The sequence below is a fragment of the Candidatus Polarisedimenticolia bacterium genome (genome assembly GCA_035764505.1).
Taxonomy (GTDB): domain Bacteria; phylum Acidobacteriota; class Polarisedimenticolia; order Gp22-AA2; family AA152; genus AA152.
In genome coordinates this window covers 1-16,341 of record DASTZC010000069.1, presented here as the reverse complement: position 1 = coordinate 16,341, position 16,341 = coordinate 1, and the positions used below count along the sequence as shown (strand labels likewise).

Annotated in this window: 8 protein-coding genes; all 8 read right to left on the bottom strand. The window is 68.6% G+C overall.

All coding sequences use genetic code 11. The annotated features are described in order from the left end of the window. Positions 1 to 2,181 (bottom strand): ABC transporter permease (locus tag VFW45_04800; GenBank protein HEU5180085.1); only part of this gene is annotated, 2,181 nt, incomplete at its 3' end. Positions 2,182 to 2,188: 7 nt separating this feature from the next. Further along, on the bottom strand, positions 2,189 to 4,615 hold the full coding sequence (locus tag VFW45_04795; GenBank protein HEU5180084.1) for an ABC transporter permease: 2,427 nt from the start codon (positions 4,613 to 4,615) through the stop codon (positions 2,189 to 2,191). A 27-nt stretch (positions 4,616 to 4,642) separates the two neighbouring features. Continuing rightward, the gene (locus VFW45_04790) at positions 4,643 to 7,033 is read right to left on the bottom strand and encodes an ABC transporter permease (GenBank protein HEU5180083.1); all 2,391 of its coding nucleotides are present in this window, start codon (positions 7,031 to 7,033) and stop codon (positions 4,643 to 4,645) included. 10 nt (positions 7,034 to 7,043) lie between these two features. Then, complete coding sequence (locus VFW45_04785; protein ID HEU5180082.1) at positions 7,044 to 9,491, bottom strand: ABC transporter permease; 2,448 nt, start codon at positions 9,489 to 9,491, stop codon at positions 7,044 to 7,046. Between the two features lie 79 nt (positions 9,492 to 9,570). Then, entirely contained in the window at positions 9,571 to 10,479 is a 909-nt protein-coding gene (locus VFW45_04780) for a DUF4097 family beta strand repeat-containing protein (protein ID HEU5180081.1), read from the bottom strand. A gap of 80 nt (positions 10,480 to 10,559) precedes the next feature. After that, positions 10,560 to 13,007, bottom strand: a complete 2,448-nt coding sequence (locus VFW45_04775) for an ABC transporter permease (GenBank protein HEU5180080.1) — start codon at positions 13,005 to 13,007, stop codon at positions 10,560 to 10,562. Positions 13,008 to 13,014: 7 nt separating this feature from the next. Continuing rightward, complete coding sequence (locus VFW45_04770; protein ID HEU5180079.1) at positions 13,015 to 13,686, bottom strand: ABC transporter ATP-binding protein; 672 nt, start codon at positions 13,684 to 13,686, stop codon at positions 13,015 to 13,017. 66 nt (positions 13,687 to 13,752) lie between these two features. Then, positions 13,753 to 16,167 carry an ABC transporter permease gene (locus VFW45_04765; protein HEU5180078.1) on the bottom strand — a complete coding sequence of 805 codons (2,415 nt, stop codon included), beginning with the start codon at positions 16,165 to 16,167 and terminating at the stop codon, positions 13,753 to 13,755. Positions 16,168 to 16,341 lie beyond the last annotated feature (174 nt).

The window sequence follows — 16,341 nt, the reverse complement described above, 5'->3', positions numbered from 1 at the left end:
CTCCTGGGTGCGCTGGCTGACGCTGTACATCAGGACGCCGTAAATCCCCATCGCCGCCAGGACGACCGCCAGAAAGCCGAAGATGGCCAGCAGCCCCGCCGCCATGCGCGCCGCCCACAGAGCCTGGCCCATGCGCTCGCGCACCGTGCCGACGTTGGTCAGCGGCAGGTTGCGCTCCAGCCCCTGAACCTGCGGGCGCAGCAATCCGAGGACCTTGTCGGGATCGCCGCTGGTGCGCGCGAACAGGGTACGGGCCGATTCATAGTGCTGATCCAGCGGCAGGTAGAGCATCGGCATCGGGTCCTCGCCCAGGGTGATGTACTTGGCGTCGCGCGCCACACCGACCACCTCGTGCCAGACCATCTCGCCGTGGAAGTGGAAGCGCTTCCCCAGCACGTCCTCCCCCGGCCAGAACTTCTTCGCCATCGTCTCGTTGATGATGGCGACCATCGGCGCGCCTTCCCGATCCACGGAGCCGAAATCACGGCCGCGCAGGATCGGGATGCCGGCGGTCTTCAGGTGCCCCGGCGAAATCGTGTCGAGCATCACCAGGATGCCGCTGCGGTCGGGGGAGCCATCCATCCCCTCCGGAAAGACCGAGCGCATGAACCCGCCGTTGAAGGGCGGGTTGGTGGCGAGGCTGATCCCCTCGACGCCGGGGACGGCGGCGCCGCGCTCCAGGATCCGCCGGTAGTACTCCTCGCCGCGCGGCTGCTCATAGCCTTGACCGGCGACGTCCATCGACATGACGACCAGCTTCTCGGCATCGAACCCGGGATCGATCTGCTGCGCCGCATAAAGGCTGCGCAGGAAGAGTCCCGAGCCAATCAAAGCCACCAGCGACAGGGCGACCTGGCCCATGACGAGAAGATTGCGGGCGCTGAAGCGGCGGATGTGATGCCCCGCCAGCGTGGTGCGCTCCTTGAGGTCGAGCGCCAGATCGGGACGCGAGCAGCGGATCGCCGGCGCGAGCCCGAACAGCACCCCCGTCGCGATCGACAGCACGAGGGTGAACAGGAGGACGCGGCCGTCGAGCGCCAGGTTGAGATCGTTCTCTCCGATGAACGGCGGACGGAAGCGCCACAGGATATCGCGTCCCCAGGCCGCCAGCGCCAGTCCCGCGGCCCCGCCCAGCAGCGACAGCATCAAGCTCTCGGTCAGGAGCTGGCGGACCAGCCGCCAGCGCCCCGCTCCCAGCGACAGGCGGATCGCCACTTCCTTGCGGCGCACCGAGGCGCGGGCCAGCAGGAGGTTGGCGAGGTTCGCGCTGGCGATCAGCAGCACCAGTCCGACCACCGTCATCAGCAATCCGCCGGCATCCAGGAACAATCCGCGCTGGTTCGGGTCGATGATCGATTGCGCCAGCGGCACGATGTTGATGCTCCGCTTGGTGTTGTCGTCCGGGTATTCCTTCTCCAGCCGCGTGGCAATCGCCTTCATCGAGGCGGTCGCCTGCTCCACCGTCACTCCCGGCTTCAGGCGCCCGAGGACGTTGAAGAGAAGCGCACGGCGGCTCTCGTACCAGTCGACGCGCGGCAGGAAGTCGGCGTACTGCGACATCGGGATCCAGAGATCCGGTCCGCCGAAAACTCCGGTCCCCTTGAAGCCGGGCGGTGCGATGCCCACCACCGTGTAGGTCTTGCCGCTCAGGGTGAGCGTCTTGCCCACCAGGGTGGCATCGGAGCCGAAGCGGCGCTTCCAGAAGCCGTGGCTCAAGACGGCGACGGGATGGCCGCCCGGGGTGCCGTCCTCCTCGGGGAGGAAGCCGCGCCCGGTGGCGAAGTGCACTCCGAGGGCGTCGAAATAATTACCCGTCGCCAGCATGGCGAAGGCAACCTCCGGGTCGCCCTTGCCGGCGGTGACGCTGGCGCCCACCCCGGAGGTGCCGATCAGATCCGAGAAGGCATCGCACTGCTCGCGATAGTCGCGGTAGTTGGGATTCGACATCGGCATGAAGTCGAGGAACCGGCCGGTGTTCTTGGAATCGGTGGTGAAGACCGACACCAGGCTCCCCAGGTCCTTCACCGGCAGCGGCTGGAGGAAGACGGCGTTCAGGAGCGTGAAGATCGTGGTGTTCGCCCCGATTCCGAGCGCCAGGGAGAGGACCCCGACTGCCGTGAATCCGGGGCTCTTGCGCAGCATGCGCAAGCCGTACCGGACGTCCTGGAGCAGTGTGTTCATCGAGCCCTCAATCGCATCGCAGCGAGACGAGCGGATCCACCCGCGCGGCCCGGCGGGCGGGGAAATAACAGGCCAACAGCGCTATCGCCAGGAAGAAGACGCAGGCGAGGACATAGATCCGGGGATCGGTGGCGGTAACGCCGAACAGCAGACCCGACAACAGCCGGCTCAGCGCCAGCGCTCCCCCCATGCCGAGGAGAAGTCCTGCGCCGGTCAGCAGCAGGCCCCGTCCGACGACGGAGCGCAGGATGTTGCGCGGCCCCGCCCCCAGCGCCATGCGCACGCCGATTTCACGCGTGCGCCGCACCACCGAATAGGAAATCACGCCGTAAACGCCGATGACCGCCAGGAGCAGACCGGTCCCGCCGAGAATCGACAGGAGCAGCGTCCGGAAGCGCGGCGACGCGACCGAGTCGGAGATGTTCTCCTGCATGGTGCGGATTACCGGAATGGGCATATCCGGATCGAGCGACTTGAACGTAGCGCGCAACGCGGTCGCGAGCGCCTGTTCGTCGCCGCGGGCCCGCACCACCAGATAAGTGGAGCCCCAGGCGACTTGTCCGGCCGGCTCGTAATCGGCCGGGAAAGGCTCCGCATCGAGCCCCACGAACTTTACGTCGGCCGCGACGCCGACGATCTCCAGGACCGGGGCCTTGGGACGCTCCGGCCCGCCGATCTTTATATGCTGGCCGATTGGATCGACATCCTTGAAATAGCGGCGCGCCAGCGTCTCGTTGATGATCGTCACCCAGGGCGTCCCCTGGCGATCGGCCGGCGTGAAGTCCCGGCCGTGGAGGATCGGGACCCCCAGGGCGCGGAAGTAATCGGGGCTGACGGCGAGCCAGGCCGCCAGCGGCGGCGCCGCCAATTCCGTTCCCGGGATCGTGAAGTTGTCGCTGACGGTCAGCTGGTGCGGCGGAAGACTGGTGCCGGTTCCCGCGGCTTCGACTCCCTGCAGGCCGCGCACCTCTTCCAGCATGCGGTCCCAGAAGGCGTTGATCTTGGGATCGGTGTCGTAGCGGGCCCCGGACAGCTCGAGCGCCACCGTGCGGATTTTCGCCGGCTCGAAGCCGGGGCTGGTCGACTGCAGCTTGATGAAGCTGGTCAGCATGAGGGCGGCGCCCACCAGGAGCATGGCCGCCAGCGCCACCTCCGCCACCACGAACGCGCTCCAGGTCCGCTGCGAAGCCCGATCCTCACCCGTGCGCGCCCCCTGCTTGAGGGCGGTATTGAGATCGGAGCGCAGGGTGCGCAGCCCAGGAGCCAGGCTGACGAGGATCCCGCAGGCCAGCGCCGTGAGGCCGGTGAAGATCAACACGCGTCCGTCGATCCCGACTTCCTGGAGGCGCGGAAGGCTCTCCGGGCTCATCCTCACCAGCCAGTCGGTCCCCCATCGCGCCAGCAGCAGCCCCCCGGCTCCGCCGAGCGCCGCAAGGAGCAGCCCTTCCGTCAGCAGCTGCCGAAGGATGCGGCCGCGGCCGGCTCCCAGCGCGGCGCGCACCGCGATCTCGCGCTCGCGGGCGGCCGAGCGGGCCAGCAGCAGGTTGGCGACGTTCGCCGCGGCGATCAACAGAACGAAGACGACCGCTCCCTGCAGCAGCAGGAGCGCGCGGCGGACCTCGGAGACCATGCTCTCCTTGAGCGGCGCGGCAGTGTAGGTGACCTTGCCGTTCTCGAGCGGGTGCTCGCGCGCGACCTGTGCGCCAATCTGGTTCGACTCGGCCGCCGCCTGCTTGGGCGTGATCCCTGCTTTCAAACGTCCAACCACCCAGAGGTAATAAGGGCCGCGCCCCCCCTGCGGCAGCTCGTTGATCATCAGCGACCAGATCTGGACGGTTCCGCGCAGCGATTGCGCGTCCTGCAGCGGGAACTCGAAGCCGGCGGGCATGACTCCCGCGACCAGCCTCGGCGAGCCGTTCACCATGATGGTCTGGCCGACCAGGCTCTTCGAGGAGGCGAAGCGGCGCTCCCAGAGCTGCCGGCTGAGCACCACGCGCCGCGGCGCGCCGGGTGCGTCCTCTCCAGGCGCGAAGCCGCTCCCCAAAATCGGACTCACTCCCAGCGCCTGGAAGAACTCATGCGTCACTGCCGCTCCGCGCACTTTTTCCGGCTCTCCCGATCCGGTCAGGATGAAGGTATTGTCGGTATAGGCTGCGGCGGCCTCGAAGGCCTTCGTCCCGGAGCGCCAGTCATTGAAGTCGGCAAGGCCCAGCGGGCGCCGTCCCGGGTACCCCTTGTCGCTCATCCAGAGGGACATCAGCCGGTCGGGCTGCGGATAGGGAAGCGGGCGCAGGAGAATGCCGCTGACCACGCTGAACAGCGCCGTGTTCGCGCCGATCCCCAGGGCCAGGGTGACGACGGCGGCGGCCGCGAAGCCGGGGCTGCGCAGCAGCAGCCTTACTCCATAACGCAAATCCTGCAGGAAGTTGCTCATGCGATCTCTCCCATCGATGGCTTCGCCTTATTCATGGCGCAAGGCCGTGAGCGGGTCGACGGCCGCCGCCCGGCGGGCCGGAAAGTAGCAGGCCAGCAGACCGATTCCCGCGAGCAGCAGCGGGATGCCGGCGAAAGTCCAGGGATCGGTTGCGCCGACGCCGAAGAGGAGGCCGGACAACAGCCGCGTCAGGGGCAGCGCCGCCAGCAGTCCCGCGAGCACGCCGATTCCCACCGGCTGCAGCCCCTGGCCGATCACCAGGCGCAGCACGTCGCGCCGCCGCGCTCCCAGCGCCATGCGGATGCCGATCTCGTGCGTCCGCTGCGTCACCGAGTAGGCGATCACGCCGTAGATGCCGAGGGCCGCGAGGAACAGCGCCAGCGCCGCGAAGGCTCCGAACAGCGTGGTGGAGAAGCGGCGCGGCCCGACCGATTCGGAGGCCACCTCATCCATGGTGCGCAGGCTCGAGATCGGCTGGTTCGGATCGATCGCATGGACCTGCGCCCGCACGGCGCCGGAGAGCTGCAGCGGATCCTTGTTCCTGGCGCGCACGACGAGGGTCATGCCGGGATCGATCGCCTGGCGGTAGGGAACGTAGACCGTGGGGAAAAGCGGCAGGTCCAGTCCGTCATGACGCACGTCCTTGACCACTCCGACCACCTCCTGCAGTCCCTCCATCTTCCAGTTCATGCCGATGCGCTTGCCAATCGGGTCTTCCCCGGGGAAGAACTTGCGCGCCAGCGTCTCGTTGATCAGGGCAACCTGGGGAGCTGACGCGTCGTCGTGCTCGGTGAAGCCTCTCCCCTTCAGGATCGGGATTCCCATCGCCCGAAAGTAATCGGGGCTGACGAGCCGATCGTCGGCAAGCGGCGGCTCGTTATCGGGAAAGGTCTTTCCTTCGATGAGAAGGCCGCTGTTGGTGTTGTCGCCGCCCAGGGGCAGATGGCTGACGATTCCCGCCGCCTCCACGTCCGGCAGAGCGCCGACCTTCTCCACGAGCTGCGCGTAGAAGGCCGTCTGTCGGGCGGTGTCGGAATAGGAAGCGTTGGGCAGCGCCAGGGTCGCGGTCAGGACGCGCGAGCCGTCGAATCCCCGATCGTCCCCCGTCACCCTCAGGAAGCTTCGCACCAGCAGCCCCGCTCCGATCAGCAGAACCAGGGAGATGGCCACTTCCCCGACCACCAGCAGGGCGCGCAGGCGCTGGCGCGGCGCGCCGCCTCCGGCTCTCCCGCCTTCCTTGAGGCTGTCGTTTTGATCGGCGGAGCCGGCCTGCAGCGCCGGGGCGAGTCCGAACAGGAGGCCGGTCAGCAGCGAGACCATGGCGGTGAAGCCGAGCACCCAGCCGTCGATGCGGATCTCGTTCAGCCGCGGCAGCGCCGCCGGGGCAGAGGCCACCAGGAGGTCGACGCCCCACGCGGCCATCCCCAGGCCCAGGCAGCCCCCGAGCGAGGCGAGCAGGACCGACTCCGTCAGGAACTGGCGCACCAGACGGGCGCGGCTGGCGCCGACCGCCATGCGAATGGCGATCTCCTTCCGTCGCCCGGCGCCGCGCGCCAGCAGCAGATTCGCGATGTTGGCGCAGGCGATCAGCAGGACCATGCCGACCGCGCCGAAGAGGATCAGCAGCGCCGGCCGCGTGTCGGAGACGAAGTAATCTTGAAGGGGGGTGATGGCGATCCCGTGCTTGGTCACCCCCTCGCTCCGCAGCGCCTTCGTGACCGTCTCCAGCTCGGTGCGCGCCTGCGCCATATCGGGCCCGGAGCGCAGGCGTCCCACGACCGTGATGAAGTGCAGGCCGCGCACGGCCCATTCGCTCTTCACGCGCAGCGGGATCACGACGTCGGGATGTCCGCCGAAGGGGAAGGCATCCGGCAGGATGCCGATGACGCTGAAGGGATCGCCTGCCAGGAGGATCTTCTTGCCGATCATCTCGGGAGAGCCGCCGAAGCGCCGGTGCCAGAGGCCACGGCTGATCAGCGCCACCCGCTCGGCATCAGGGCTCTCCTCCTCCGGACGGAAGTCCCTTCCGAGGGGCGGATGCTCTCCGAGCATCGAGAGCATGCTCGTGCTCATGCGCACCGCGCTCAGCTGCTCCGGCTCCCCCGCGCCGGTCAGGGGGAAGGTGGTGTTGAAATAAGCCGCCAGATCCTGGAAAGTCTTGGCTCGCTCTTTCCAGTCGAGAAACTCGGGGTACGAGGCCGGGGCTTCTCCGGCGACGGGCTGCACGTCGCGCACCAGGACGAGCCGCGCCGGCTCTTTCACCGGCAGCGGCCGCAGGAGCAGCGCGTTCACGGCGCTGAAGATGGCGGAATTCGCGCCAATTCCCAGGGCCAGGGTGAGCACCGCCACGGCCGTGAAGGCCGGCTCCTTGCGCAGATAGCGCAGAGCAAAGCGAATATCCCGGATCAGAGCGCCCATTTTCTTTCTCCTATTCGTACCGCAGGGCGGTCCATGGATCGACTCTCGCCGCGCGCCGCGCCGGCACGTAGGAGGCGAGCAGTGCCACGGCCGCCAGGAGCAGCGACACTCCCGCGAAAGTGACGGGATCGCGCGCGCCGACGCCAAACAGGAGACCGGACAGCACCCGCGTCACCGCGAGGGCCGCCACGATTCCGATGGAGATTCCGGCGGCTACGGAGACGATCCCCTGGCGCAGGACGAGCCACTCCACGTCGGTGCCGCGCGCCCCCAGGGACATCCGGATGCCGATCTCGCGGGTGCGCTGGGCTACGGAGCTGGCGATCACGGCGTAGATGCCGAGCGACGCGAGAAGGAGGGCCACCGCGGCGAACAGGCTGACCAGTCCGGAGCGGAACCTCGGCTGTGCCAGCGCGTCCTCCAGGTAGCTGCGCTCGGTGCGCGGGGCGAAGATCGGCTGATCGGGATCCAGCGCGGCGATCTCGCGGCGCACCAGCGGCAGCAGCGAGGTCTCCGCGCCGCGCCCGCGCACGACCAGGAAAAGGGCCCGATCGGCCTGGCGCTCCTGCGACAGGTAGACCATCATGCGCGGCTCCTGATCCAGCGAGGCGTCCTTGACGCCGCCGACGACCCCCACCACGGTGAGCCATCGGGCGTTCTCGTAAGAGTCGGAGAAGGTGATCCGCTTCTCCAGCGGATCCTCCCCCGGCCAGAGGCGGCGCGCCGTCGAGGCATCGACGATCACGGCGCGCGGAGCGTCGGCGCCGTCCTGCCGCGTGAAGTCGCGGCCCCGCTGCAGCGGGATCCCGAGCGTGGCGAAGTATCCCGGAGAGACGCTGCGGATCGAGGCGAGGGGCAGCGTCTCTCCGGGTCTGGGGGGGTGGTCAGCCGTGAAAAAGGAAGCGGTCCAGTTTCCCTGGGCGAAGGGGACGAGGGATGCGAGAGCGGCCCGTCGCACCCCGGGCAGGCGCTCGACCCTGTCCACGAGGTCGTGGAAGAAGGCGAGGGTCTGCACCGGCTCGGGGTACTTCGATTTGGGCAAGGAGATGTGCATCGTGAGGAGGTCTTTTGAATCGAATCCGGGATCGACCCGCTGCAGCCCGTCGAAGCTGCGCAGCATCAGCCCGGCGGCGATCAGCAGAACCAGGGCGAGCGACACCTGCGAGACGACCAGGCCCTGGCGCAGCCGGCGCGACAGTCCTCCGCCCGCCAGCGCCCTGGCCCCTTCCTTGAGCGATTCCAGCGTCCCGGCCGCCGAGATCTGCAGCGCCGGGGCGAGTCCGGAAAGGAGTCCTGCCAGGATCGAGACCGCGGCGGTGAAGGCCAGGACGCGGCCGTCCAGGCTCACCTCCTCCAGGCGTGGCAGGTTGGCCGGGCGCGCCGCCATCAGCAGATCCACGCCCCACGTGGCCAGCAGAGTGCCGATCCCGCCGCCCACGAGCGCCAGCGTCAGGCTTTCGGTCAGGAGGAGACGGAGAATACGCCAGCGCCCCGCCCCCAGCGCCACGCGCACGGCGATCTCCTTCTGCCGCGTGGCGGAGCGCGCCAGCATCAGGTTGGAGACATTGGCGCAGGCAATCAGCAGGACGCAGGCGACGGCGCCGAGGAGGACCCACAGCGCCCGCCCGGCGTCGCCCACCACGTTCTCCTTCAACGGCACGACCACGGCGCCCCATCCGGCTCCGGAGAAGTAATCGCGCGCCTCCTTGGGCGCCTCGGAGAGGATCGACGCGGTGATCCGATCCATGTCCGATTGCGCCTGGTCCAGCGTGACTCCCGGCTTCAGACGCGCGATGGCGCCGTCCAGGTACTCGTTGCCCCGCTGCGAGACGGCGGTATCCTCCGCGGAGAGGGAGAGAGGAACCCAGATCTCGGTACGCGCTTCGGGGAAGGCAAAGCGCTCCGGCATGATCCCGACGACGGTGTGCGGCTTGCCGTTCAGCGTGATGGAGCGCCCCACCAGCGCCGCATCGGCGCCGAAGCGGCGCTTCCACAAGCCGGCGCTGAGGATGGCCACGCCGGCGCCGCCGGGACGGTCCTCCTCGGGGAGGAAGAAGCGGCCCGCCACAGGAGCCACACCGAGCACCGGGAAGAAGCCTTCCGACACCCGGATCGCCTGCAGGCGCTCCGGCTCGCCACCGCCGGTGAGATTCAATCCGGCGTCGGTGTAGACGCCGAGGCGCTCGAAGACCGTGTTGCGGTCGCGCCGGTCGACGAAATCGGGGCCCGACAGCGCGGCGCGCTCCAGCCCCATCTTCGGATACTTGTTCCAGACCATCACCAGGCGCTCGGGCTGCGAATAAGGCAGCGGCCGGATCAGGACGGCGTTCACGACGGTGAAGATGGCCGTGTTGGCGCCGATTCCCAATCCGAGGGTCAGCATCGCGGCGAGCGCGAAGCCCGGGCGCTGGCGCAGCCAGCGGAACGCGAAGCGCAGATCCTGCAGGAACCCCGACATATTCGTTCCCGTCACTTTCCCGTGCAGAGAGACCACCTCGGACCGCCCGGCTCCCTACCAACCGGGCGGCCCGAGCCGATCAGACGTCGTCACCCTTCGACGACTCGATCGATATGGGTCCGTTCTCGGTTGTAGCCTTCAGGGCCGGCTCGGCCCCGCCGAACTGGACGCGACGGTGGTCGTCGTCCCAGGTCTTCCGCGCCTTCTCGCACTGCGCCGCGCTGCAGCTCATCGGCGCGTGCATCGAGGCCTCGACTTCGAACGACGACTGGAAATCGTCCGACAGCTTGAGAGAAACGGGACCGTTCTCGGTGCGCGCCACCACCTTCCCGCCGGTCCACCGGCTCCCGGAGGGCTCGACGGAGATGGGGCCGTTGGTGGTGGTCAGGCGCAGGTCGCCCGAGCTGGATCCGGAAAAGTCGATGGGGCCGTTCTCCGTCTTCGCGCGCAGCGTGCCGCCGCAGTTCTTCACCGAGATGGGGCCGTTCTCCGAGGTCGCGTCGACCTGCCCGTGCAGGTCCTCCAGGTGGATCGCGCCGTTGTTGGTCTGCACTTCCAGTGCAGCATTCTTCGGCGCCTTGACCAGAAGGTAGACAACCCAGTCATCGCCGGAAGGGCCGCTCACCGCCAGGCGTCCGTCGGTCAGGCTGACCTTAATGTCGTCGAGCTTGTCCTGTTCGCGCGCCGCGACCGCCTTGCAGGCCAGCACCGTCACCTCGCGCGAGTCGGTTCCCAGGATCTGCACCCCGCCGTTGCGCGGCGCGGCCACGCGCAGCGTCCCGGACAGGGACCGCAGGCTGAGGCTGTCCTCGCCGCGCGCCGCATCCCGGTTGTCGATGCTCACCTGGATGTCGTCGCACCTCTGCAGCACCTCCTTGCCGCCGTGGGTGTTGATCGTCATGCTGGTCGAGTGACTGGCCGAGGCCAAGGTGATGGCGAACATCAGCAAGGGAGCGAACAATACAGGTTTAGCTACCGAGAGGGTCATGCCGGTCTCCTTACGATTGGGGGGGTAGTGGAATTCTTCGTCGTGCCATTCGTCTCATCGCCGCGTACGCGCGGCGGCTCCTATTCGTAGCGCAGCGCCTCGATCGGATCGGTGCGGGCGGCCCGGCGCGCCGGCAGATAGCAGGCCAGCAGGGCCACTCCCGCCAGGATCGCCGCCACGCCCGTGAAGGTCGCCGGGTCGGTGGCCTTGACGCCATGCAGGAGCCCCTGGACCATCCAGGTCAGCGACAAGGCCACGGCCAGACCGACCGCCATTCCCGCGAGAATCAGCCCCGTCCCCTGGCGCACCACCAGCCGCAGCACGTCCGTCGGCTGCGCTCCCAGCGCCATACGCACCCCAATCTCGCGGGTGCGCTGCGCCACGGCGAAGGAAATCAGGCCGTAAAGTCCCAGAGCTGCGAGAGCCAGCGCCAGGAAGCCGAACAGTCCGACCAGCCAGGCCGCCAGCCGCGCCGGCAACAGCAGGACCGCGACGTGCTCCTCGAGCGTCTTCATGCCGTAGACCGGGGCCGAGGGTGCGATCCCGGCGACGGTGTGCTTCAGGATCGGCAGGATCGCCGCGGGATCGCCCTGCGTCCTGACGACCAGGGTGACTTCCGACTCATGGAAGCGGCGCAGCCGCCGGTAGAGATAGGCAGTCGACGGCTCGGAGAGGGAGCGGTACTTGCCGTTCCTGGCGACGCCGATCACCTCCTGCTCGATCTTGCTCTCGGGGCCGCCGAGCTTGAAGCGCTTTCCCAGCGGGTCCTCGCCGGGCCAGAAGCGCGCCGCCATCGTTTCGTTGATGATCACCGGGTCGATACCGTCGGTGACGGCGGCGTCGCCGGAGAAATCGCGCCCGCGCACCAGCGGCATGCCGATGGTCCGGAAGTAGCCGGGCGAGACGGTGTTCAGATCGAATTCCACCTCGGCCAGCTGCGGCAGGTTGATGTCCTTCCCTGTGGCGTTGAGGCGGCTTCCACCCGGCGTGGGCGTCAGGTTTCCGGTGAAGGCGGCGCTGCGCACGCCGGGCAGCGCCTGCACCCGCTCCAGGAGCTGGCGATAGGTCTGCTCCACGCGCACGCGCTCCGATTCCGGGGCCGCGATCTGGAGGGTGAGTGCCGCGACATGGTCCGGCTCGATGCCCAGGTCGGCCGCTTCCAGATGCTGCAGGCTGCGCAGGAACAGCCCGGCCCCCGCCAGCAGCACGACCGCGAGCGCAATCTGCCCGACGACCAGGGAGGTCCGCAGGCGCGCCCGCCCGCCGCGCACGACGCCGCCGGTCGCTTCCGAGCCGAGCGCACGGTTCACCTCGATGCCGGTGGCCTGCAGCGCGGGCGCCAGGCCGAACAGCAGCGCCGAGACGATCGACGCCGCCGCGCAGACGGTCAGCACCCGCCAGTCGAGCTGCACGGCCAGCTCCACCGGCAGCGTCGAAGGGGGCCGGATTCTCGACAGGAGGTCCATGCACCAGAGGGCCAGAATCAGGCCTGCCGCTCCGCCCAGCGCGGCCAGCAGCGCGCTCTCGGTGAGCAGCTGCCGGATCAGGCGCCAGCGTCCCGCCCCCACCGCCAGGCGGATGGCGTTCTCCTTGATTCGGGTGGAAGCGCGCGCCAGGAGGAGGCCCCCCACATTCGCGCTGGCGATGAGCAGGACCACGCCGACCACCGCCATCAGCAGCAGGCTGATGCGCGACACGTCACCCAGCGCGTTGATGTCGCCGCGCTCGCCGGGAAGAAGGACCATCTTCCCGGTCGCCATCGCCGGAAAGCCGGACTCCTTCCAGATCTGCCGGTCCAGGACGGTCAGCTCCGCCTCGGCCGCGGGCTTCATCACGCCGGGACGCAGGCGGCCCACCAGCGCCATCCAGCGTGAGTCGCGCACCGTCAGCGCGTCGGGGCCCATCGCCATCGGGGCCGCGATCGCCGCCGGCATCCAGACCTCGGGAGTGAAGCCGCGCCGGATCGACTGGAACCCTTTCGGTCCGACCCCGACCACCGTGAACCGGACGCCGTTCAGCTTCACGCTGCGTCCCACGATCTCGGGGTCGCTGCCGAAGCGAGTGCGCCACAGGCGATGCGACAGGACCACCACCGGCTCGGCCCCTCTCGTATCGTCGCTCTCCTTCAGAAAGCGGCCGAGCGCCGGCCGGACTCCAAGCAGCGGGAAGTAGCTCCCCGACACCTGCTCCCCGAAGATCCGCTCCGAGCCTTCCTTACGCTCCAGCGTGAGCGCCAGCGTGGCGTGAGCGGCGAGCTGCTCCAGCGTTCGGCTGCGCTCGCGGTAGTCGCGGTAGGTGGCGTAGGAGAAATCGGCCGACAGGCCCGACTCGGTCCGGATCTGCAGAAGAACCAGCTCCTCGGGCTTCTCCACCGGCAGCGGCCGCAGGAGCACCGCGTCGAGCAGGCTGAAGATGGTGGTATTGGCGCCGATGCCGAGTGAGAGGGTCAGAACGGCGACGGCGGCGAAGCCGGGATTTTTCCCCAGCGTCCGCAGCCCGTAGCGCAAGTCCCGCAGGAAGGCTCCCACATCGGCCTCACGCGGCAGCCGGCTGAATCCAGCCGTCGAACAGCTGGATGATCCGGTTGCCGAAAGCAGCGTTGGTCTCGGAGTGGCTGACCTGGATGATCGTGGTCCCTTTGTCGTTGAGCTTCTTGAACAGCTCCATGATTTCCTTGCCCTGCTCCGAGTGGAGATTGCCGGTCGGCTCGTCGGCCAGGATTACGAGCGGGTTGCCGATGACGGCGCGCGCCACCGCCACCAGCTGCTGCTGGCCGCCGGAGAGCTGCGAGGGGAACAATCCTTTCTTCGCCACGATGCCGAAGCGATCCAGCACGTCGGCCACCAGGCTGGCGCGGTCGGTCCCGGAGATGTTGCGGTAGGTCAGCGGCAGCTCCAGGTTCTCGTAGACCGTCAGGTTGTCGAGGAGGTGATAGCTCTGGAAGACGAAGCCGATGTTCTTCTTATTGAGCTCGGCGCGCTCGCGCCGCCCCAGCGAGTGGACCGGATGGCCGGCGAAGTGATACTCCCCTGTCCAGCTCGCGTCGAGCATCCCGAGGATCGCCAGCAAAGTCGACTTTCCTGCCCCGGAGGGGCCCATGATGGTGACGAAATCCCCCTCGCGGATGTCCAGGTCGACGCGCCGCAGCACGTAGGTCTTGCCGGCGCCCGACTCGAAATACTTCTCCACGTTCTTCAGACGAATCATCGAGGACTCCTGTGAGCGCGGCCGACCCGCGCGGGACAATTCCGTGGAAGGCTCCGGCCTTCCTTCCTACTCGTAGCGCAGCGCGATCATCGGGTCGACACGGGAAGCCCGCCGCGCCGGCAGGCCGCACGCCAGAAGCGCCACGCCGGTCAGCAGCACCGCCGCGCCGGCGAGGGTGAGCGGATCGCCGGCGCTCACCTGGAACAGCAGGCCGGAAAGCAGGCGCGTCAGCCCCAACGCTGCCAGCAGCCCCGCTCCCATGCCGATTGCCACCAGCCGCATCCCCTGTCCGACGATCATCGCCAGCACATCGCCGCGCTGCGCCCCGAGCGCCATGCGCAGGCCGATCTCCCGGGTCCTCTGGCTCACCGCCATGGCGAGGACTCCGTAGATCCCCACCGCCGAGAGAAGCAGCGCGAGGCCTGCGAAGCCGCCGAGCAGGATCGCCCGGAAGCGCGGCTGCGCCGCCGAGCGCGACACCAGGGAATCGAGGGTCCGGGCATAGGTGGTCGCCAGATCCGGATCGAGCTCGCGGATCGCCGTCTGCAGCACCGGCACGATCGCCGCTTCCTCCTTGGGGCCGCGCGCCGTCAGGGTCATCTGGGCCCAGGGATCCTGCCGGAAGGGGAAGTAGTACTCGGGGCGCGGATCCTCGGCGAGGGCGAAATGGCGGACGTCGGCGACGATCCCGACGATCTCCCGGGAAACATCGTTGTAGCGCAGGTGCTTGCCGAGCGGGTCCTCTCCCGGGAAGAAGGCGCGCGCCATCGCTTCGTTGATGATGGCAACCTTGGCGGCGCGATCATCGTCATGCGCGGTGAACAGGCGCCCCTTGTGCAGCGCCACGCCCAGCGTTTCCAGGTACCCTTCGCTCACGCTGCGATGCTCGGCCGTCGGCTCCTGGCCCGGAGTCACGGCCGGACGCTCGTCGATGGTGAAGCTGTCGCCCGAGTAGCCGCCGCTGAGGGGCAGGATGTTGACCAGGCCCGCCTCGCGGATTCCCGGCAGAGAATCGATCCGCTCGAGCAGCCGGTTGTAGAAGCCGGCGATCTTCGCGTTTTCGTCGTAGCGCGCCGGCGGCAGCAGGACCTGGAGAGTTGTCACCTGCTCCGCGTGAAAGCCGGTGTCGACGTGCATCAGGCGCCACAGGCTCTGCAGGAGCAAACCGGCGCCCGAGAGGAGCACCACCGACAGCGCCACCTGCCCCGCCACCAGGATGCGGCGGAAGCGGGCCCTTCCCTCGCCGCTTCCCGCCTGTGCCCCGCCTTCCTTGAGGGAGCGGCTGAGATCGGAACGGATGCCGTGCCAGGCCGAGGCGGTTCCGAACAGCAGCCCCGTGAGGATGGTTGCGACGAGCGTGAAGCCAAGGACGCGCCCGTCCAGGCGCAGCTCGGCCCAGGCCGGCAGCGAGCTGCCGGCGCTCGCCAGGATCAGATCCTTCAACCACGAAGCGAGCAGGAGGCCGAAGACGCCGCCCGTTGCCGAGAGCATCAGCGATTCGGTCAGAAGCTGCCGCAAGAGCCTCCAGCTTCCCGCTCCCATGGTGCGACGGATCGCCATCTCGCGCGTGCGTCCGGCGGCGCGCCCCAGGAACAGCCCCGCCACGTTGGCGCAGGCGATTGCCAGGACCAGCCCCACGGCGCCGCACAGCGCCAGCAATCCGGCGCGCAAATCGCCGACCAGATCGTCGCGCAGCGGCACCACGCGGGTGCGCCATCCGCTGCTGGTGTTCGGGTAGGTCTTCTCGATGTCGGTCGTGATGGTGTCGAGATCGGCTTGCGCCTGGCCGACGGTAACGCCCGGCTTCAGCCGGGCGACGCAGAATGCGAAGTGGCCGCCGCGCGTCCCCTGGTCCGAAGGCAGCAGCAGCGGCCGCCAGATCTCGGCCTCACCGGCGGGATCGGGAATCGGATTGCGGAAATCGGCGGGGAGGACTCCCACCACGCGGCGCGGAATACCCGCCAGGGTCAGGACCTGATTGATGACCGCCGGATCCGAGCCGAACTCCCTATGCCAGAAATCGTGGCTGAGGACGATGATCCGCTCGGCGCCTTCCAGCTGCTCCTGGGGCAGGATGAAGCGGCCCAGCGCGGGACGGGTCCCGAGGAGGTCCAAAAGCGAGGCGGAAGCGTTTCCGACGCGCAGGGATCGTGCCTCGCCCCGCCCGGTCAGCACCGCGTTGGAGGTGCTGAAAGTGGCCAGCTCCTCGAAGCTGCGGTTGCGGGTCCGGAAATCGGCGGCATCCAGAGGATTCACGGGGGAGCTGGGGAGCCCGGCCGGGACGTTGTAGCCGTGCACCCGCACCAGCCGGGCAGGATTGCGATACGGCAGATCGCGCAGGAGCACGGCGTTCACCACGGTGAATATCGCGGTATTCGCGCCGATCCCGAGGCCCAGGGTGAGGATGGCGATGCCGGTGATCCCCGGGCTCTTACGCAGCATCCGGAATCCGTAGCGCAGGTCCTGCAGCAGGCTCGCCATGGTCGGCCTCCCTTACTCGTAGCGCAGTGCCGTGACCGGATCGACGCGCGCGGCGCGGCGCGCCGGCAGGTAGCAGGCCAGCACGCCGGCCGTGAACAGGATCAGGGCCACGATCACGTAGGTTGGCGAATCGCTGGCACTCGTCCCGTTCAGCAGGCTGCGCAGGAGCTGGGT

Excerpts from the sequence above, each read along its gene's own strand:
- VFW45_04785 (HEU5180082.1), bottom strand. The coding sequence starts at position 9,491 with ATGTCGGGGTTCCTGCAGGATCTGCGCTTCGCGTTCCGCTGGCTGCGC.
- VFW45_04765 (HEU5180078.1), bottom strand. The coding sequence starts at position 16,167 with ATGGCGAGCCTGCTGCAGGACCTGCGCTACGGATTCCGGATGCTGCGT.
- VFW45_04790 (HEU5180083.1), bottom strand. The coding sequence starts at position 7,033 with ATGGGCGCTCTGATCCGGGATATTCGCTTTGCTCTGCGCTATCTGCGC.
- VFW45_04795 (HEU5180084.1), bottom strand. The coding sequence starts at position 4,615 with ATGAGCAACTTCCTGCAGGATTTGCGTTATGGAGTAAGGCTGCTGCTG.
- VFW45_04780 (HEU5180081.1), bottom strand. The coding sequence starts at position 10,479 with ATGACCCTCTCGGTAGCTAAACCTGTATTGTTCGCTCCCTTGCTGATG.
- VFW45_04770 (HEU5180079.1), bottom strand. The coding sequence starts at position 13,686 with ATGATTCGTCTGAAGAACGTGGAGAAGTATTTCGAGTCGGGCGCCGGC.